General features: G+C 65.0%; 18 protein-coding genes. 4 read left to right on the top strand and 14 right to left on the bottom strand.

Annotated features, from left to right (window positions below; all coding sequences use genetic code 11):
• Positions 1 to 3: 3 nt before the first annotated feature.
• The gene (locus FJV43_RS29720) at positions 4 to 216 is read right to left on the bottom strand and encodes a hypothetical protein (protein ID WP_028177182.1); all 213 of its coding nucleotides are present in this window, start codon (positions 214 to 216) and stop codon (positions 4 to 6) included.
• Positions 217 to 516: 300 nt separating this feature from the next.
• On the opposite strand from FJV43_RS29720, the gene FJV43_RS29715 reads away from it, so the two are divergent.
• Positions 517 to 750, top strand: a complete 234-nt coding sequence (locus FJV43_RS29715; RefSeq protein ID WP_239622529.1) for a hypothetical protein — start codon at positions 517 to 519, stop codon at positions 748 to 750.
• A gap of 72 nt (positions 751 to 822) precedes the next feature.
• On the opposite strand, the gene FJV43_RS29710 is transcribed toward FJV43_RS29715, so the two are convergent.
• Together FJV43_RS29710 and FJV43_RS29705 are read right to left on the bottom strand one after the other, a co-directional pair.
• Positions 823 to 1,272, bottom strand: coding sequence for a flagellar basal body protein (locus FJV43_RS29710; protein WP_239622528.1), 450 nt, complete (start codon positions 1,270 to 1,272; stop codon positions 823 to 825).
• A 123-nt stretch (positions 1,273 to 1,395) separates the two neighbouring features.
• The gene (locus FJV43_RS29705) at positions 1,396 to 2,445 is read right to left on the bottom strand and encodes a hydroxyacid dehydrogenase (RefSeq protein WP_239622527.1); all 1,050 of its coding nucleotides are present in this window, start codon (positions 2,443 to 2,445) and stop codon (positions 1,396 to 1,398) included.
• A gap of 241 nt (positions 2,446 to 2,686) precedes the next feature.
• Between FJV43_RS29705 and FJV43_RS29700 the strand changes: the two genes are divergently transcribed.
• The 3 genes from FJV43_RS29700 (at position 2,687) to FJV43_RS29690 (ending at position 4,312) form a co-directional block, all read left to right on the top strand.
• Positions 2,687 to 3,253 (top strand): thiamine pyrophosphate-binding protein, encoded by a 567-nt coding sequence (locus tag FJV43_RS29700; protein WP_239622526.1) that lies wholly within the window; start codon positions 2,687 to 2,689, stop codon positions 3,251 to 3,253.
• Positions 3,254 to 3,261: 8 nt separating this feature from the next.
• Positions 3,262 to 3,858, top strand: coding sequence for a thiamine pyrophosphate-dependent enzyme (locus tag FJV43_RS29695; RefSeq protein ID WP_239622525.1), 597 nt, complete (start codon positions 3,262 to 3,264; stop codon positions 3,856 to 3,858).
• Positions 3,859 to 3,934: 76 nt separating this feature from the next.
• The gene (locus FJV43_RS29690) at positions 3,935 to 4,312 is read left to right on the top strand and encodes a VanZ family protein (protein ID WP_239622524.1); all 378 of its coding nucleotides are present in this window, start codon (positions 3,935 to 3,937) and stop codon (positions 4,310 to 4,312) included.
• 43 nt (positions 4,313 to 4,355) lie between these two features.
• Here the strand turns inward: FJV43_RS29690 and FJV43_RS29685 are convergent, their stop codons facing one another.
• The 11 genes from FJV43_RS29685 to FJV43_RS29635 all read right to left on the bottom strand — a co-directional run bounded on the left by FJV43_RS29685 (position 4,356) and on the right by FJV43_RS29635 (position 17,647).
• Positions 4,356 to 4,739 carry a DUF1236 domain-containing protein gene (locus tag FJV43_RS29685; RefSeq protein ID WP_028177189.1) on the bottom strand — a complete coding sequence of 128 codons (384 nt, stop codon included), beginning with the start codon at positions 4,737 to 4,739 and terminating at the stop codon, positions 4,356 to 4,358.
• 115 nt (positions 4,740 to 4,854) lie between these two features.
• Positions 4,855 to 5,742: a 2-hydroxy-3-oxopropionate reductase gene (locus FJV43_RS29680; protein ID WP_239622523.1), complete on the bottom strand. Its 888-nt coding sequence runs from the start codon at positions 5,740 to 5,742 to the stop codon at positions 4,855 to 4,857.
• Between the two features lie 238 nt (positions 5,743 to 5,980).
• Positions 5,981 to 6,766: a hydroxypyruvate isomerase gene (hyi, locus tag FJV43_RS29675; protein WP_239622522.1), complete on the bottom strand. Its 786-nt coding sequence runs from the start codon at positions 6,764 to 6,766 to the stop codon at positions 5,981 to 5,983.
• A gap of 11 nt (positions 6,767 to 6,777) precedes the next feature.
• On the bottom strand, positions 6,778 to 8,568 hold the full coding sequence (gene gcl, locus FJV43_RS29670; protein ID WP_239622521.1) for a glyoxylate carboligase: 1,791 nt from the start codon (positions 8,566 to 8,568) through the stop codon (positions 6,778 to 6,780).
• 152 nt (positions 8,569 to 8,720) lie between these two features.
• Positions 8,721 to 10,523 carry an adenine deaminase C-terminal domain-containing protein gene (locus FJV43_RS29665; RefSeq protein WP_239622520.1) on the bottom strand — a complete coding sequence of 601 codons (1,803 nt, stop codon included), beginning with the start codon at positions 10,521 to 10,523 and terminating at the stop codon, positions 8,721 to 8,723.
• Positions 10,524 to 10,608: 85 nt separating this feature from the next.
• Positions 10,609 to 11,403, bottom strand: coding sequence for an NYN domain-containing protein (locus FJV43_RS29660; protein WP_239622519.1), 795 nt, complete (start codon positions 11,401 to 11,403; stop codon positions 10,609 to 10,611).
• Positions 11,404 to 11,456: 53 nt separating this feature from the next.
• Positions 11,457 to 12,956: a tripartite tricarboxylate transporter permease gene (locus tag FJV43_RS29655; protein WP_239622518.1), complete on the bottom strand. Its 1,500-nt coding sequence runs from the start codon at positions 12,954 to 12,956 to the stop codon at positions 11,457 to 11,459.
• Positions 12,956 to 13,441, bottom strand: a complete 486-nt coding sequence (locus FJV43_RS29650) for a tripartite tricarboxylate transporter TctB family protein (protein ID WP_239622517.1) — start codon at positions 13,439 to 13,441, stop codon at positions 12,956 to 12,958. Before FJV43_RS29650 ends, FJV43_RS29655 begins: the two co-directional genes overlap by 1 nt.
• Positions 13,438 to 14,406, bottom strand: coding sequence for a tripartite tricarboxylate transporter substrate binding protein (locus FJV43_RS29645; RefSeq protein WP_239622516.1), 969 nt, complete (start codon positions 14,404 to 14,406; stop codon positions 13,438 to 13,440). Before FJV43_RS29645 ends, FJV43_RS29650 begins: the two co-directional genes overlap by 4 nt.
• Positions 14,407 to 14,511: 105 nt before the next feature.
• Positions 14,512 to 15,354 carry an IclR family transcriptional regulator gene (locus tag FJV43_RS29640; protein WP_239629669.1) on the bottom strand — a complete coding sequence of 281 codons (843 nt, stop codon included), beginning with the start codon at positions 15,352 to 15,354 and terminating at the stop codon, positions 14,512 to 14,514.
• A 163-nt stretch (positions 15,355 to 15,517) separates the two neighbouring features.
• On the bottom strand, positions 15,518 to 17,647 hold the full coding sequence (locus FJV43_RS29635) for an acetate--CoA ligase family protein (protein WP_239622515.1): 2,130 nt from the start codon (positions 17,645 to 17,647) through the stop codon (positions 15,518 to 15,520).
• Positions 17,648 to 17,818 lie beyond the last annotated feature (171 nt).

Here is a 17,818-nt window from a genome sequence, read left to right as displayed (position 1 = left end):
GCCTTACGACGGAAAGTCGGCCGGTCTCACATGGATGCGGTCGGCATGCAGCGACCAGTCATGCAATGCCTGTTCCTTGCAGAATCTCGCTTTCGCCCGCTCCTTGGCCTCATTCTCGTCGGCGGCATCGATCTCGAGCGTACCCTGACAAACCTCGCTCTGTCGGCCGTATTCGCCGAGCACGTTCTTCATGAACCTGACGACATAAGTAGCCATAGGACCTCCTGCTGCCCTCGCAGCACTCTAGTCCCATTTAGGGCGGAGCGGGGAAGGAGATTTTGACGCGGATCAAGGCGGGAAGGACAATCCATTTCGGAACCTGCCGGCCGGGGAGAAGCCGGAATGCCGGCCGCGCCCATGAGGATCTTGCCTTGCACCTCGTCTCCGATACCGAAGTCACGAAAGTTCCGACGTCTCCTATCCTCATTGCCGCGCTGGAGGAGGCCCATCGCCGGCCGAAGATGGAAGTCCTGGACGCCTTTCTCGGCGGCGAGGGGGCCCAATACGCGCGTCTTCGTGGACCGGCGGGAATCGGCCTTCCCTGGCCTCGGCGCCATCCTGCAGCCGATCACCAGCGGTGCGATCAGCGAGACCGACGTCCTCGGCGATCTCGACGATCTCGCCAGCGGCAGCGCGCAGGGACGCGCCTCACCGTCCGACATCACCTTCTTCACGAACGCGGGCGGCGGCCATCTCGACCTCATGACCTGGGAGGCCGTGTTCAAGCAGCTCGGCACGAAGTTCGGGTAGACGCCCTGCCCTGGCATCTCGCCGGTGGAGGCGGACGAGCGAAGGCAGGCGGGACAGAGCCGACATCAGCCATCACGTCGTGATGTCGAGCAGCGACTCCGTCGTTTCCGAGTAGGCCTGAATGACCTTCGCATTGGCGATGAAGCTGTACTTTGCGGCCGCCAGCTCAACGAATTCGCGGGTGATATCGACATTCGGCGCCGCGACCAGGCCGTCCTGGTTTGCGAAGGGGGCGCCCGGGTCGGATTGTGCGATATAGCTCGGCGAAACCGTCGACACGACCGCTTTCGTACCGCCTGGCATCGAGCCACTGGATTGGTCGACCTGATCGACGCGCAACGGCACATAAGCCGCGGGATAAGTCGAACTCGTGCTCGAGCTGGCTGCACCGGCCGACGTGCCCGATCCGCCTGACGCTGGCAGCGGGCCGGTCGTGCGGACGTTGGCGATATTGCTCGCGGCCACGTTCACGCGCAAACTTGCCGCAGAAAGTCCGGATGTCGCAATCGAAAAGACGCTCATGGACTTTCAACTACAGGACAAGTGATACGCGTTCACTTACCCGATCGATAAGATGCGGCGCTTTGGCTTTCAATCGTGGTAACCAATGATCGGAGCGCAATCCAACCTGGCGCGGCCGGCCCCTTACCCGGGCGTCACACCAAACGCCTGCTTGAAGCGCTCCGCATAGCGCGGCCAGACTTCGGGATTGATCATGCGCGGCGGTCGCTTGCCGTCGAGCACATCAAGCACCTGCTCGGCGGCGATGCGGCCCATGTTCTGGCGCGCCTCGATGGTGACGCCTGCCGTGTGCGGGCTCGCCAGCACGTTGTCGAACTGGAGCAGCGGATGCTCCGGCGGCGGTGGCTCCTTGGACCAGACGTCGAGGCCGGCACCCGCAATGCGCTTGTCGCGCAGCGCCTGAAGCAACGCGTCCTCGTCGTGGATGAAACCGCGCGCCGTGGTGATGAAATAGGCATGCGGCTGCATCAGCGCGAATTCACGCACGCTGATCATGTTCCGGCTGCCCTTGTTCAGCGGGCAGGAGATCGAGACGAAATCGGCGCGGCGCAGGAGCTCGTCGAGCTCGACCTTCTCCCCGCCCCGCTCCGCCATCACCTCGGCCGACAGATACGGGTCGTAGGCCAGCACCGTCATGCCGAGCAGGCCCTTGCACAGGGCGGCGATGCGCCGGCCGACATTGCCGAGGCCGATGATGCCGACGGTCTTGCCCTCGACCTCGTTGCCGACGAGTTCGTTGCGGTTGACGTCGCGCTCGCGGCGCAGGCGGCGATCCGACTGGATGATGCGCTTGGACAACGTCAACATCATCGCCAGCGCATGCTCGGCCACCGAATGGGCATTGCCGCCGGACTGGTTGACGACCAGCACCCCCGCGTCCGTGCAGGCCTCGACGTCAACAGGGTCGAAGCCCGCGCCATTGCTGGAGACCAGCAGCAATTTCGGCGTCCGCTTCAGAAAGGCGGCGTCGACGTGGAAATGCGGCGCCAGTTCGTCGCGGGCCGCGCCGATCTGGTAGACATGGGCCGCGCTCAGGACCGGTGCATAAAAATCTTCAGGGCTCTCGTTCTCGATGCGATCGAGCCGGACGTCGGGCCGCGCCTTCAGAATGTCGATGTAGATCGGATTGGCGAGGTATTTGACGTAGAAGACGCGCTTGTTGTTGACGGACATCAGGACCCTTCCGGCTCGCTCGCGAGGGAGCTCGGCAAGGTCGGCGCGACGCGCTGCCTCCGGTGCTTCCTCCCGTTTCTTCATTGCCACACTTATGACATGGCGGTGCCGGCCACGGCAGGCCTTCTGGCGCAGATCACGGTGCCGGCCCGGACATGTTGACAATCCCACTGCCTGCGTCAAGTTCGGCGGGCCGCCGCGACGGCCAGAAAGAAGCATGCGCGGCTGAAGGGAGAACGCAATGGCGATTGCGGAACAACGGACCTCGCCCCAGGCCGCTCAAAGCTCCGGCGAAGGAAGCTGGCACGGCATCGTCCTGCAAACGTTGAAGCGGAACGAGATCAGCCTCATCCCCTACGTGCCCGACCGCGTGCTGACGCCGCTGATCAAGAACCTGCACGCCGATCCCTTCTTCACCACCTTTGCCACCGCCCGCGAGGAGGAAGCGGTTGGCATCGTCTCCGGCGCCTGGATGGGCGGACGGCGCGGGGCGGTGCTGATGCAGACCTCCGGCTTTGCCACGCTGGCCAACGTGCTGGCCTCGCTCGCGGTGCCCTACCAGATCCCGCTGATCATGTTCGTGTCCGAGCGCGGCACGCTCGGCGAGTTCAATTACGGCCAGTCGCTGGTCTGCCGCACCATGCGCCCGGTGCTCGATTCACTGGCGCTGGAGCACCACACCATCACCCGGCTCGACGAGCTCGAATTCATCACGGACCGCTCGATCAAGCAGGCCGTCACCACGCAGGCGCCGGTGGCGTTGATCCTCAACCCGCTGCTCACGGGCGGCAAGGTCTTCGACAAGTGAGGCCGGTCATGAACACGCGCAACACCAAGGTCATGAACCGCTTCGACGTCACCTCGCGCCTCGTCGCGAAGCTCAAGCACGAGGAAGCCGTGATCGGCGGCATCGGCAACACCAATTTCGATCTCTGGGCCGCCGGCCACCGCCCGCAGAATTTCTACATGCTGGGCAGCATGGGGCTCGCCTTTCCGATCGCGCTCGGGGTGGCGCTGGCGCAGCCCGGTCGCCGCGTCATCGCACTCGAAGGCGACGGCTCGCTGCTGATGCAGCTCGGCGCGCTGTCGACCATTGCAGCCCTGAAGCCGAAGAACCTGACGATGATCGTGATGGACAACGGCATCTACCAAATCACCGGCGCGCAGCCGACACCGGCAGCGAACGTCGCCGACATCGTCGCCATCGCCATCGGCTCCGGCCTCGTCAACAGCGCCTGGGCCGCGGACGAGGAGGATTTCGAGCGACTGGTCGACGATGCGATGGCTGCCAGCGAGCCGGGCCTGATCGCAGTCCGGATCGACGACAAGCCGGGCGTGGGCACCACCCGCCGCGACCCCGTGCAGATCCGGGAACGCTTCATGCACGGCCTCGGCGTGCGCGAGCCACTTTAACATTTTGTCATTAACTACACGGCGATCTGATACCGACCTCGCGACAAGCCCGCCAGATCCGTGCTAAGCGGTCCGGATGTCCTTTTTCATTCGTAGCGTTGCCTGGCTGCTCGCGGCCGCCGTCACTTTCGCCACCCTAGGTCCCCCCGGCCTACGGCCCCATTCCGACCTCGGCCAGGACGGCGAACATGCGCTCGCCTTCATCCTGGTGGGACTGGCGTTCGGCCTCGCCTATCGGCGACGACGTCTGCTGGTCACAGCCGCCGCGGTCGTGCTGATTGGCGTGCTCGAGCTGATGCAATTTTGGGCACCCGGCCGCCATGCGCGGCTGGAGGATTTTCTGGTCGATGCCGCCACCGCCTGCCTCGGCTTTGCGCTCGCCGCCGCGGCCGATTGGCTGCTCGCGCGCTTTCGCACCAGCGCTGCCCTGACAAGCGAAGGCCCCGCGGAGTGACACTCCGCAGGGGCTGTCTCGTCAGCGCCTGGATTGCCGCCGATCAGTCGATGATCTTGACGACGCGGCGGGTGCGCGGCTCGACGATCACGCGGCGATCGTTCACGACCGCATAGCGATACTCGGTGTAATTCGGCACGGGGCGGAGCACAACGGTGGGCGGCAGCGGCTCGCCGACGACAACGCGCTCCTCCACGACGACCGAATCGCTTCGCGGGATTCCGCCCAGCACGGCATTCGGAATTTCGAGACCGGCGCCGACGGCCGCGCCAACGGTGCCGCCGACCATCGCGCCGATTGGGCCGCCGATGTCGCCACCCGCACGCGCGCCATCCGCGGCGCCCTGAGCGGTCGTTGACTGGGCGAAGGCTGCGCTCGACGCCAGCAGCGAGGCGGCGGCGAACGTAATCGCAAGACGGGTTTTCATGTGCTTATGTCTCCAGTGGATTGTCCTGCGCCTTCAACCGCGGGGCGCAGGCATTGTTCCGGTTCCCTGCGGCCAAAGAAGCGTCAGAATCCGGAGACTGTTACGCCGTAACACATCAGGCTGCGGCGATCTCGTGTCCCGCCATCAGTTCCAGCGCCCGCACCATCGCCGAATGATCCCACGCCTTGCCGCCATGCGCCGTGCAGGACGAGAACAATTGCTGCGCCACTGCCGTGCTCGGCAGCGACAAGCCGAGTGAGCGAGCGCCTTCGAGCGCGAGGTTGAGATCCTTCTGGTGCAGCTCGATGCGGAAGCCCGGATCGAAATTGCGCTTCACCATGCGCTCGCCATGCACTTCGAGGATCCGCGACGAGGCGAAGCCGCCCATCAGCGCCTTGCGCACCAGCGCTGGGTCCGCGCCGGCCTTGGATGCGAACAGAAGCGCTTCGCTCACGGCCTCGATCGTCAGCGCGACAATGATCTGGTTGGCGACCTTCGTCGTCTGGCCGTCGCCATTGGCGCCGACATGCGTGACATTCTTGCCCATCCTGTCGAAGATCGGCTTCATGGTGCCAAAAGCCCGCTCCGGCCCGCCGACCATGATGGTGAGGCTCGCAGCTTTCGCTCCGACCTCGCCGCCCGACACCGGCGCATCGAGATAGTCGGCGCCAAGCGCCTCGATCTTCTTCGCAAATTCCTTCGTCGCCAGCGGCGAGATCGAGCTCATGTCGGCCACGATCTTGCCCTTGGAAATGCCGCTCGCGACCCCGTCCTTGCCGAACAGCACGGCTTCGACATGCGGCGTATCCGGCACCATGATGACGACCGCATCCGCCTTCTCCGCGACCTCTTTGCCGGAGTTGCAGGGAATGCCGCCGGCCGCGATCAGCTCCGGCGCAACGGGCGCCACATCATGCAGAAGAACGCGATGGCCCGCGGCCAGGAGATGGCCGGCCATCGGCCGTCCCATGGTGCCAAGTCCGATGAAGCCGATGTCGATCATGTCAAGCTTTCCTCAGTTGCATATGCAAGATTCATCCGTTGGCTCGGTGCACCTCTCCCGCTTGCGGGAGAAGTCGGCGCGTCCGGGCGATGCGAAGCATCGTCCCGCGCGCCGGGTGAGCTTTATCCGCTTGGGGATTTTCACCGCACCGCGAATCCCATTGCGGAAGCACCCTCTCCCCAACCCTCTCCCGCAAGCGGGAAGAGGGAGTGCACCGTCACTGTGGCTTCGATATCCTCTATGTCTCGAACGTCTGTGCCGCGTGCCACGAAAGTCCTTCGAGCGTCGTGGTGCGCGGCTTGTATTCGCAGCCGATCCAGCCGCGATAGCCGATCGCATCGAGGTGGCGGAACAGAAAGGGATAGTTGATCTCGCCGGTGCCGGGCTCGTGGCGGCCGGGATTGTCGGCGAGCTGGATGTGGGCGATCTCAGGCAGATATTCCTGCATGGTGCGAGCGAGGTCGCCCTCCATGATCTGCATGTGATAGATGTCGTACTGGATGAAGAGGTTATTCGACCGCACGTCCGAGATCAGCTGCACCGCCTGCTCGGTGCCGTTGAGATAGAAGCCGGGAATGTCGAGCGTGTTGATCGGCTCGACCAGCAGCTTGATGTTCTCCCGCGCCAGCGTCGAGGCGGCAAAGCGCAAATTTCCGACCAGCGTCTCGTTCAGCTCGCGCGGGTCCGCATCGACAGGCGCGATGCCGACGAGGCAGTTGAGCTGCTCGCAATCGAGCGCCTTGGCGTAGTCGATGGCGCGGAATACGCCGTCGCGGAATTCACTGACGCGATCGGGCAGGATGGCAATGCCGCGCTCGCCCGCCGCCCAATTGCCGGCCGGCAGATTGTGCAGCACCTGCGTCAGCCCGTGGGCCTCCAACTGTTCACGCAGCTGCGCCTTGTCGAAATCATAGGGAAAGAGATACTCGACCCCGGCAAAGCCCGCCGCCTTCGCAGCGGCAAAGCGGTCGAGGAACGGCATCTCGTTGAAGAGCATGGTGAGGTTGGCGGCAAACTTCGGCATGATACTCTCCCCTATTCCGCCGGCTGCAGCACGCCCGGGCGCGCCCGCTCGACCTCGTCGAGCGGAAGGTCCAGCACCTCCTCGAACTCGACGATGTTGTCGATCTCGCTGCCCATCGCGATGTTGGTGACGCGTTCGAGGATGAATTCGACCACCACGGGCACGCGATGCCTGGCCATCAGTTCGCGCGCGGTGGCGAACGCCGCTTGCGTGTCCTCGGGGCGGGTGACGCGGATCGCCTTGCACCCGAGGCCTTCGGCAACTGCGACATGGTCGACGCCGTAGACGCCGATCTCGGGTGCGTTGATGTTCTCGAAGGAGAGCTGGACTTGATAGTCCATCTCGAAGCCGCGCTGGGCCTGGCGGATCAGGCCGAGATAGGAGTTGTTCACGACGACGTGGATGTAGGGCAGATTGAACTGCGCGCCGACCGCGAGCTCCTCGATCAGGAACTGGAAGTCGTAGTCGCCGGAGAGTGCGACGATGTCGCGATCCGGGCACGCCGCACGCACGCCGAGCGCGGCAGGCAGCGTCCAGCCGAGCGGTCCCGCCTGTCCGGCATTGATCCAGTTGCGCGGCTTGTAGACGCCGAGGAATTGTGCGCCGGCGATCTGCGACAGGCCGATCACGGTGACATAAGTGATGTCGCGGCCGAACGCCTTGTTCATCTCCTCATAGACGCGCTGCGGCTTGATTGGCACGTCGTCGAAATGGCTCTTGCGCAGCATCGTCTTCTTGCGATCGCGGCAGGCAGCGGGCCACGCCTGGCGCTCGCGGAGCCTGCCTGACCGGCGCCACTCCCTGGCGACGGCGACGAACAGCTCGAGCGCAACCTTCGCATCCGAGACGATGCCGAGATCGGGATTGAACACGCGCCCGATCTGCGTCGGCTCGATATCGACATGCACGAAGGTGCGGCCCTTGGTGTAGGTCTCGACCGAGCCGGTGTGGCGGTTGGCCCAGCGGTTGCCGATACCGAGCACGAAATCGGATTCCAGCAGCGTGGCGTTGCCGTAGCGGTGGCTGGTCTGAAGCCCGACCATGCCGGCCATCAGCACATGGTCGTCGGGGATCGCACCCCATCCCATCAGCGTCGGGACGACGGGCACGTTGGTGATCTCGGCAAACTCGACCAGCAGATCCGAGGCATCGGCATTGATGATGCCGCCGCCGGCGACGATCAGCGGCCGCTCGGCCGCGTTCAGCATCTCCAGCGCCTTCTCGACCTGCTTGCGCGTCGCGGCGGGCCTGTAGACCGGCAGCGGCTCATAAGTCTCGTCGTCGAACTCGATCTCGGCGAGTTGCACGTCGAGCGGCATGTCGATCAACACCGGCCCCGGCCGGCCCGAGCGCATCACGTGAAAAGCCTGGCTGAACACGCGCGGCACCAGCGCGGGCTCGCGCACCGTCACCGCCCATTTGGTCACGGGCTTTGCGATGGACTCGATATCGACCGCCTGGAAATCTTCCTTGTACAGCCGCGCCCGGGGCGCCTGTCCGGTGATGCAGAGGATCGGGATGGAATCGGCGATCGCGGAATAGAGCCCGGTGATCATGTCGGTGCCGGCCGGCCCCGAGGTGCCGATGCAGACGCCGATATTGCCGGCCTTGGCCCGCGTATATCCTTCCGCCATGTGCGAGGCGCCCTCGACATGCCGCGCCAGGATGTGGCGGATCGAACCGCGCTTCCTGAGCGCCGAGTAAAGCGGATTGATCGCGGCCCCGGGAACCCCGAAGGCAGTCGAGATGCCTTCCTTCTCCAGGACACGCACGGCTGCATCGACGGCTCGCATCTTCGCCATATCGGACCTCGCTTCAGTTGCGTCAGTGAGCGAGATCATCGGTTGCGCAGAAGCCGATCTCAACGAGATCGGTTTTATTTTCCACGATGCGGCAACCGCGGAAAAATCGGGGCGGTCTCAATCGGTTATATCGAGGAATGCGTGAAAGCGGATCACTCGAACAGCGGCGCCAGCTCCATCTGCGGCACCAGCACGAGACCCTTGTCGGTGATGCGAATTTCCGGAATGACCGATAGCGGAATCAAATTGAAGCCCATGTAGGGGATGGTGCAGCCGGCCTCCGCCCATTCCTTCTTCAGCACCTTCATTTCTTCCGCCACTTCGGTGACGCGCTTGTCGGAGAGCAGCCCGGCAATGGGCAGTGGAACCAGCGACCTCACCTTGCCATCTGCGACGACGCAGACGCCACCCTGATGCTCCTTGATCGCAGCGATTGCCACCTGCATGTCCGGCTCGTTGGTGCCGGCGACGATGATGTTGTGGCTGTCGTGACCGACGCTGGAGGCGACCGCACCGCGCTTCAGGCCGAAATCCTTGAGAAGGCCATGGGCGACATTGCCGGCCGACTTGCCGTGGCGCTCGACGACCGTGACGAAGCAAAGTCCGTAGCGGGCAAACAGGGATGGCCAATCCTTTGCAGGTTCGATCGCGACCTTCTCATGGATCAGCGTGATGCCGGGCAACGCGGTCTTGATCGCGTTGACGGTGCAGGCCTTCGCGGGCAGCTCAGGCGTCAGCTTCAACTTTTCCGGAAGCTTCACCGTGGCGTAGGCGGCCGTCGGATATTGATAGCGTTGCGACAAGGCCTGATCGAGAAGCCCGGTGATCTTGCCGTTCTCGACCACGAGCTCGCCGCCGTACCAGGTGCATTGCGGCTTGAGCTGGTCGTCCATAAGCACGAGATCGGCGCGGCGGCCGCCACCGAGCCCGCCGATATCGCCTTCCATACCGAAACGTGTCGCGCCATGAAGCGAACCCATCGACCAGGCCTGCTCCGGCGACATCCCCGCCTTCACCGCCTCGCGCACCACCCAGTCGAGACCGAACAGCAGCAGATCGTCGGCATCGCGATCATCTGTGCAGACCGCCGTGCGCTTGTGCGAGGCCCCGAGCTCGGTCACGGTGCGGATCGCCTGCGGCAGCGAATGCCAGGGCGTCGTCGGCGGGCCGCCGCGCAAGAACACCCAGACGCCGGCGTCGAGCAGGTCGTCGGCGATGTCGCGGTCGATCGCCTCGTGCGTATCGGTGACGCCGCTCGCCGCATAGGCAGCGACGAACTCGCGGCCATAGACATGACCGGACACCGGACGCCCGCGCTTCAGGGCCGCGGCGAGGATGGCATGGCTGCGCTCGTCGCCCATGGTGACAGGCACGAAATCCATCTTCTCGCCGAGTGCGACCGCCTCGGGCCAGCGATCGAACAGGCCCGCGATCTTGTCCGGCGTGAGGTCGCCGCCGGCGGTTTCCAGTTCCGCGGACGTTGCTGGCACCGTGCTCGGCACCGTCAGGAAGATCGAGAGCGGCGCCTCGCGTGCGTCCTCCAGCATCGCCTCGACGCCGGCGACGTCCATGACGTTGCCGATCTCGTGGCTGTCGCAGAAGATCGTGGTGGTTCCGTTGAGCAGCGCAGCTTCCGCGTAGGCACAGGCCGTCACCATCGAGGATTCGATGTGGATGTGCGGATCGACCAGCCCCGGCGCGATGATGCCGCCGGCCGCATCATAGAGCGGCACGCCGCTCCAGACCTTCTTCGCCGTGCCGGCCGGCTTCACCGCAGCGATGCGGCCGCCGGTGATCCAGACCTCGCGGCCCGGATGGATGCGCTCCGAATAGGTCGAGAGCACCCGGGCCCCCGTGACGACGAGATCGGGCGCAACGCGCGCCGAGGCGACGTCGGCGAGGCGACGCGTCATGCTGTGCAGCGGCGCAACGGAGAAACGGGTGAGTCTGGTCATCGGCGCTCTCTGGTGACGTTACGGCCGAGCGATGGTTACGCCCAGCCCCACCCCGGGCAAGCTCAAATATAGCGGCAGGACCTGCTTACGTCTTCGGCGCCGAAACGCCTGCCGCGCCCGGAGGCCTGCGCGGGTTCCGCGGTCGCCTCGGCGGTGCGGCAGTGGGCTTGACCCGAATTCGCATCGACCGGCCTTTCGGCTCATCGATCTCGAACGCATTCGTCTTTCGCACGAGATCGCTCAGCTTGCGAAAGCCGAACGTCCTCGGATCGAAATCCGAAGCCAGGTTGGCGAGCTGCCGCCCGACTTCACCGAGAGCGACCCAGCCGTCTTCGCTCTCCATCTGGGTGATCACCTTCTTGATAATGGGCGTGGCGGCATCGGGCGGCTGAAGCGGCGGCGACCTCGAGGCGGCATCCTGGGTGTTCGCCGGGGCGGCAAGCAGGTTCTCGGTGTAGACGAATCTCCGGCAGGCCTGCCTGAAGCTTTCCGGCGTCTTCTGCTCGCCGAACCCGAAGACGTCGACGCCCTGCTCCCGGATGCGGGCGGCGAGACGGGTAAAGTCGCTGTCGGAGGACACCAGGCAGAAGCCGTCGAACCGGCCGCTGTGAAGCAGGTCCATCGCGTCGATGACCAGGGTGATGTCGGACGCATTCTTTCCCGTCGTATAAGCGAATTGCTGCTGCGGGATGATGGCGTGCTTCGACAGAACGTCGGCCCAGGCCCTGGAACGCGCATTGGAGAAGTCGCCGTAGATGCGTCGGACGCTGGCCTCGCCGATCTTGGCAATCTCCTCGAAAAGTCCATCCGCGATCTTCGCAGAGGCATTGTCGGCGTCGATCAGGACGGCCAGACGGGGCGAGCGAAGTTCAGACGGCATTGCATTTCTCCACGGGATGGACGCAGCATTAGAACATGCGCGCGTCTTGACGGCTAATCCTCGTTCGCCTTGAATCGCCCGAGCCCCTTCAGCACGAAGGGCGCCAGCAGCGCGATCAACGCCACCGCCAGCAGCGTCGCCGAGATCGGGCTTTGGACCAGCGTCATGGGATCGCCGAGGCTGATCGCGAGTGCGCGCCGCAACTGGCTTTCCGCGATCGGGCCGAGGATCAGGCCGACGACCACGGGAGCGATCGGAAAATCGAACCGGCGCATCAAGAAGCCGAGCACGCCGAAGCCGGCCAGCATCGACAATTCCACCACCGACGGCTTGGCGGCGATGGTGCCCATGGTCGCGAAGACGAGGATGCCGGCATAGAGCCAGGGCTGCGGAATCGCGAGCAGGCGCACCCACAGTCCGACCAGCGGCAGGTTGAGCACCAGCAGCATGCAGTTGGCGATGAAGAGGCTCGCGATCAGACCCCACACCAGATCGGGCCGCTCGGCGAACAGCAGCGGCCCCGGATTGAGGCCGTATTGCTGGAAACCCGCCAGCATCATCGCGGCCGTCGCCGAGGTCGGCAGCCCGAGCGTGAGCAGCGGCACCAGTGTGCCGGCGGCGGAGGCGTTATTGGCCGCTTCCGGTCCCGCCACACCTTCGATCGCGCCCTTGCCGAATTCTTCGGGGTGTTTGGTCAGGCGCTTCTCGGTCGAATAGGACAGAAAGGTCGGGATCTCGGCGCCGCCCGCAGGCAGCGCGCCGATCGGAAAGCCGAACATGGTGCCGCGCAGCCACGGTTTCCACGATCGTTTCCAGTCTTCCTTTGTCATCCACAGCGAGCCGCGCACCGGCTCGAGCTTCTCCTCGGTATGGTGGCGGCGCGATGCGACATAGAGCGCCTCGCCCACCGCGAACAGGCCGACCGCGAGCGTCGTCACCTCGACGCCGTCGAGCAGCTCGGGGACGCCGAACGCAAGCCGCGCCTGGCCGGTCAGCTTGTCGATGCCGACGAGGCCCAGCGTCAGGCCGATGAACAAGCTGGTCAGGCCCCGAACCGGCGAATCTCCGAAGGTCGCCGACACCGTGACGAAGGCGACGCACATCAGCGCGAAGTAATCCTCTGGGCCAAAGCGCACGGCGAAATCGACCAGCCACGGCGCAAGGAAGGCGAGTCCGATGGTGGCGATGGTGCCGGCGACGAAAGAGCCGATCGCGGAGGTCGCAAGCGCCGGCCCGCCACGGCCGGCCTTGGCCATCTTGTTGCCTTCGAGCGCGGTCGCCATCGAGGCGCTCTCGCCGGGCGTGTTGATCAGGATCGCGGTGGTCGAGCCGCCATACATGCCGCCATAATAGATGCCGGCGAACATGATCAGCGAGCCGCCGGGATCGAGCTTGTACGTTACCGGCAGCAGCAGCGCGACCGTCAGCGCTGGGCCGATGCCGGGCAGCACGCCGACGGCCGTGCCGAGGAACACGCCGATCAGCGCATAGAGCAGGTTCATCGGCTGGACGGCGACCGCCATGCCGTGGGCCAGCGCGGCAAAAGTGTCCATCACAGCAGTCGCTCCAGGGGCCCGGCCGGAAGGCTCAGCGTCAACAGGCGGTCGAACGCGAGATAGATGAGGGTCGACATCACGAGGGCGATGATGCTGTCGACCAGGATGGCACGGCGCCCAAACGCCGCCGACGTCGTCACGAACAGCGCGGACGTCGCCAGGATGAAGCCGCCGCCGAAGCCGATGATCGCGATCAGCAGCGCGAGGCCGACCAGGATCAGAAACACCGGAACGGGATCGGCGCTCTCGCGCGCCGGCAGGTTGCCACGCAGCGCGTCGATGAGATTGCCGATCGCGAGCAAGGCAAGGCCGGAGGCGACCACAACCGGCATCGCTTCGGGCCCCATCCCGTACATCGCGGCAGATTGCAGGCCGCGTGCATCCCAGACCAGCACCGCGGCCAGCCCTGCGAGCACCGCGGCGATAACGAGGCCGGCGCGGTCGACGCGCCGCGGCGGCTGCGCAGGATCGCCCGAGGTCATGACTTGACGAGGCCGACCGATTTCAGCACGTCGGTGACGCGCAACGTTTCCTTCTTCAGGAAGTCGGCGAAAGCGTCGCCGCCGAGATAAGCGTCCTCCCAGCCTTTCTGCTTGAGGATCTCCTTCCAGGCGTCGGACTTCACCATCTTCTCGACCGCATCGCTCAAGGTCTTGCGCTGCTCCGGCGTGATGCCGGGAGGCGCGACCACCGAGCGCCAGTTGGCAATCACGAGGTCGATGCCCTGCTCCTTGAAGGTCGGGATGTCACTGCCGGCAATGCGCTTCTCCGAGGTCACGCCGATCGCGCGCAGCTTGCCGGACTTGATCTGCCCTTCATATTCGCTCAGGCCCGAAATGCCCGCGGTGACCTTGCCGCCGAGGATCGCCGCCAGCGATTCGCCGCCGCCGGAGAACGGGATGTAGTTGATCTTCTTCGCATCTGCGCCGACGGCGCCGGCGAACAGCGCTGCCATCACATGGTCCACACCGCCGGCCGAGCCGCCGGCGAAGGTGACCCTGGCGATATCGGCCTTCACCGCGGCGGCGAGATCCTGCGCATTCTTGATCGGCGAATTCGCGGGAACCACGATCACCTGGATCTCCTCGGTGAGGCGGGCAATCGGCGTCACCTGCTCCAGCGTCACCGGCGACTTGTTCATGGCGAGCGCGCCCACCATGACGAAGCCGTTGACCATCAGCTGGTTGCCGTCGCCCTTGGCGCCATTGACGAACTGCGCGATGCCGACGCTGCCGCCGGCACCGGGAACGTTGGTGACCTGCACGCTGCGCGCGACGCCCGAAGCCACCAGCGCCTGCTGCATCGAGCGCGCGGTCTGGTCCCAGCCCCCGCCCGGAGCTGCCGGTGCCATCAGCTTGAGCTCGAGTTGCTGGGCAAAGGCCGGATTGGCTGCCGCCAGGGTCAGCGCGACGGCTGCGCCGACAAGGCGCGGGGGAAATCGAAACATGGGGGCATCTCCAGGCTCATGCGGACGTTTGCCGCATTGTGTCGTTTGGTCGCATATCAGCCAAAACGGCCGATACTGTCCAGTGACATCCCCCAGGGGTCTTGGTCAGCGGGGCGCCGGGATCACCCCGCCGAGCGCGGCCGTCAGATCGGCAGCAACATGCCGGACGATTTGCCCGATCTCCGGCAACCGCTGATCGGTCAAGCGGCCCGTCATGCCGGAGACTGAAATCGCCGCGAGCGGCTCGGCGCAGTCGTTGTAGACGACCGCCGCAACGCAGCGCAGGCCCATACAGGCCTCTTCATCGTCGAGGGCATAGCCCTGCTTGCGGATCTTTTCGAGCTCCTTGAACAGGTCGCTCGGCCGAACGATCGACTTCTCGGTCAGGCGGGGCATGCCGTGATGGCGGATGACGGCGCCGACGTCCTCGTCCGAATAAGTCGCCAGCACGGCCTTGCCGACGCCGGAGGTCACCATGGGAACGCGGCCGCCCACCTTGGTCAGCGAGCGCATGATCTCGCGGCTTTCCATGCGGGTCAGCACGATGATGAACTCATCGTCGACCACGGCGAGATTGGCCGTCTCGCGGGTGAGATCGCGCAGCTTGCGCAGATAGGGAATCGCCTGCGCGGAGAAATTGCGTCGCCGGGCAAAGCTGGCGCCGACCGTGAAGCTGCGCACGCCGACATGCCATTTGGATTCGCCACGGTCGAACTGCACGAAGCGGCGACTTTCGAGGGTTGCAAGCAGCCGGTGCACGGTGGACGCCGACAGGCCGGTACGGACCGCGAGATCGCTGAGGCGATAACCCTCGTCGTCCTCGGCCAGCGTCTCGATGATCGACAGCGCGCGGTCAACGGATTGCACGCCGCCGTCACGGCCCTCGTGATCGGATTCCGCGACCGATTTGGGCTCGAGCGATTTGCGCCGGATCACGTTCTTGCTCATCGCGACCTGCCGCTTGTGCATCCGTCATTCCGGGATGGTGCGCCGGGACTGCGCGCAGCGCGGGCCTGGCGTACCAGACCCGGAATCTCGAGATCCCCAGGTGCGCAATTGCGCACCATAGTTCGATGCTCCGCATCGCCCCGGGATGACAGGAGAGTTAGGCTCAGAGCAGCCCTGCCCCGCGCGCCCACTTGTACTTCGCGCCGAGCACCTCGACCGGCAGCTCCGTCGAGTAGGCGTAGGCCGGGATGCCGTTCTGGTAGAGATATTCGGCGGCTTCCTCGACCTCGACGTCGCCGGCCAGAGACGCGACCATCGGCTTCACAAAACCCTTGGCCTCCATCTCCTTCTTCACCTCGACCATGTTGCGGGCGAACACCATCGGCGGGGTGACGATGGTGTGCCAGTAGCCGAGGATGAGCGCATGGATGCGCTCATCCGACAGGCCCAGCTTCACGGTGTTGACGTAGGTGATCGGCGGCTCGCCGCCGGTGATGTCCACAGGATTTCCGGCCGCACCGAACGGCGGAATGAACTTGCGGAAGGCCGCGTCGAGATCCGGCGGCATCGACATCAACGACAGGCCGTTGTCGACGCAGGAGTCCGACAGCAGCACGCCCGAGCCGCCGGCGCCGGTGATGATCAGCACGTTCTCGCCCTTCGGCGTCGGCAGCACCGGCACGCCACGGGCGAATTCGAGCAGCTGGCGCAAGGAGCGAGCACGGATCACGCCGGACTGCTTGAACACGTCCTCGTAGATGCGGTCGTTGCCGGCGAGCGCGCCGGTGTGCGAGGACGCAGCCTTGGCACCGGCCGAGGTGCGGCCGGCCTTGAGCACGACCACCGGCTTCTTCTTGGAGACGCGTTTTGCCGCTTCGGCAAAGGCGCGGCCGTCCTTGAGGTCTTCGCAGTGCTGCGCGATCAGGTTTGTGTTCGGATCCTGCTCGAAGAAGGCGAGCAGATCGTCCTCGTCGATATCGGACTTGTTGCCGAGACCGACGATCGCCGAGACGCCCATTTTCGCTGAGCGCGAGAAGCCGATGATGGCCATGCCGATGCCGCCCGACTGCGACGACAGCGCCGCATGGCCCTTGACGTCGTAAGCAGTACAGAAAGTCGCGCAGAGATTGACGGGCGTATAATAGAAGCCATAGATGTTCGGCCCCATCAGGCGGATGTCGTACTTCTTGCCGACCTCGACGATCTCGGCCTGCAACTCCGGCGCGCCGGCTTCAGCGAAGCCCGACGGGATCAACACCGCGCCCGGGATTTTCTTCTCGCCGCACTCGGTGAGCGCTGCAGCCACGAACTTGGCGGGGATCGCGAACACCGCGACGTCGATCACGCCGGGCACGTCCTTGACGCTCTTGTAGGCCTTGTAGCCGAGGATCTCGGTGGCCTTGGGATGGATCGGATAGATCTCGCCCTTGTAGCCGCCGTTGATGAGGTTCTTCATCACGGAATTGCCGATCTTGCCATCCTCGGCGGAGGCGCCGACCACGGCGACCGCCTTCGGCTGCATGATGCGGTTCATCGCCGCGACGATCTCATCGGTCGGGCGCGGCTTCGGCTTCGGCTTGAAAGCGAAATCGACGACGATGCGCACGTCCGCGGCGGTCGCGCCCTTCGGCGTCGCGAACACCGGGTTGAGGTCGAGCTCGACGATCTCAGGGAAATCGGTGACGAGCTGCGAGACCTTGACGATGACGTCGGCGAGGGCGTTGCGATTCACCGGCTCGCTGCCGCGCACGCCCTTCAGGATCTCATGCGCCTGGATGCCGTCGAGCATCGAGAGCGCGTCCTCCTTGGTCGCCGGCGCGAGGCGGAAGGTGATGTCCTTCAACACCTCGACCAGCACACCGCCGAGGCCGAAGGCGACGAGCTTGCCGAACGAGCCGTCGGTGATCGAGCCGACGATGACCTCGGTGCCGCCGGCCAGCATCTGCTGCACCTGGACGCCCTCGATCTTGGCATCGGACTTATATTTCTTGGCGTTGGAAAGAATGGTCTCGTAGGCCTTCTCGGCCTCTTCGGTGGTCTTGAGACCGACAATGACGCCGCCGGCCTCGGTCTTGTGGAGAATGTCCGGCGAGACGATCTTCATCACGACCGGGAAGCCCATGGCCGAAGCCATCTTGCCGGCCTCGCCTGCCGACTTTGCCACGCCCTCCTTCGGCACCGGAATGCCGTAGGCGTCGCAGACCAGCTTGCCCTCCGGCGCCGTCAGGCTGGTGCGGTTGTCCGCCTTGACCTGGTCAAGCACCTTGCGGACGGCATCTTTGGAATTGGACATCTGGCTTCTCCCTTGACCTGAGTTCGTTCTTTTCAAAGCGCGCGCATGGTTAGCGGCTGCCTGTGATGCTTGCCATTCGCCGCGCTCTGTTCCATGCGGCGGACGGAGTGGCATAAAGCCCGAGACTACTCCGCCGGCTTGGATCAAAAATGGCTGGCGATGGCATTTGGT

Origin of the sequence: Bradyrhizobium sp. I71 (assembly GCF_022354745.1) — a bacterium.
Classification (GTDB): Bacteria; Pseudomonadota; Alphaproteobacteria; order Rhizobiales; family Xanthobacteraceae; genus Bradyrhizobium; species Bradyrhizobium liaoningense.
The sequence above is the reverse complement of the archived record's forward strand: the minus strand, read 5'-3'. Positions and strand labels throughout refer to the sequence as shown.

Bases quoted from the DNA above. Each gene is read 5' to 3' on its own strand.
- FJV43_RS29720 (WP_028177182.1), bottom strand. From the start codon at position 216: ATGGCTACTTATGTCGTCAGGTTCATGAAGAACGTGCTCGGCGAATAC.
- FJV43_RS29710 (WP_239622528.1), bottom strand. From the start codon at position 1,272: ATGAGCGTCTTTTCGATTGCGACATCCGGACTTTCTGCGGCAAGTTTG.
- FJV43_RS29705 (WP_239622527.1), bottom strand. From the start codon at position 2,445: ATGTCCGTCAACAACAAGCGCGTCTTCTACGTCAAATACCTCGCCAAT.
- FJV43_RS29700 (WP_239622526.1), top strand. From the start codon at position 2,687: ATGGCGATTGCGGAACAACGGACCTCGCCCCAGGCCGCTCAAAGCTCC.
- FJV43_RS29695 (WP_239622525.1), top strand. From the start codon at position 3,262: ATGAACACGCGCAACACCAAGGTCATGAACCGCTTCGACGTCACCTCG.
- FJV43_RS29690 (WP_239622524.1), top strand. From the start codon at position 3,935: ATGTCCTTTTTCATTCGTAGCGTTGCCTGGCTGCTCGCGGCCGCCGTC.
- FJV43_RS29685 (WP_028177189.1), bottom strand. From the start codon at position 4,739: ATGAAAACCCGTCTTGCGATTACGTTCGCCGCCGCCTCGCTGCTGGCG.
- FJV43_RS29680 (WP_239622523.1), bottom strand. From the start codon at position 5,742: ATGATCGACATCGGCTTCATCGGACTTGGCACCATGGGACGGCCGATG.
- hyi (WP_239622522.1), bottom strand. From the start codon at position 6,766: ATGCCGAAGTTTGCCGCCAACCTCACCATGCTCTTCAACGAGATGCCG.
- gcl (WP_239622521.1), bottom strand. From the start codon at position 8,568: ATGGCGAAGATGCGAGCCGTCGATGCAGCCGTGCGTGTCCTGGAGAAG.
- FJV43_RS29665 (WP_239622520.1), bottom strand. From the start codon at position 10,523: ATGACCAGACTCACCCGTTTCTCCGTTGCGCCGCTGCACAGCATGACG.
- FJV43_RS29660 (WP_239622519.1), bottom strand. From the start codon at position 11,403: ATGCCGTCTGAACTTCGCTCGCCCCGTCTGGCCGTCCTGATCGACGCC.
- FJV43_RS29655 (WP_239622518.1), bottom strand. From the start codon at position 12,956: ATGGACACTTTTGCCGCGCTGGCCCACGGCATGGCGGTCGCCGTCCAG.
- FJV43_RS29650 (WP_239622517.1), bottom strand. From the start codon at position 13,441: ATGACCTCGGGCGATCCTGCGCAGCCGCCGCGGCGCGTCGACCGCGCC.
- FJV43_RS29645 (WP_239622516.1), bottom strand. From the start codon at position 14,406: ATGTTTCGATTTCCCCCGCGCCTTGTCGGCGCAGCCGTCGCGCTGACC.
- FJV43_RS29640 (WP_239629669.1), bottom strand. From the start codon at position 15,354: ATGAGCAAGAACGTGATCCGGCGCAAATCGCTCGAGCCCAAATCGGTC.
- FJV43_RS29635 (WP_239622515.1), bottom strand. From the start codon at position 17,647: ATGTCCAATTCCAAAGATGCCGTCCGCAAGGTGCTTGACCAGGTCAAG.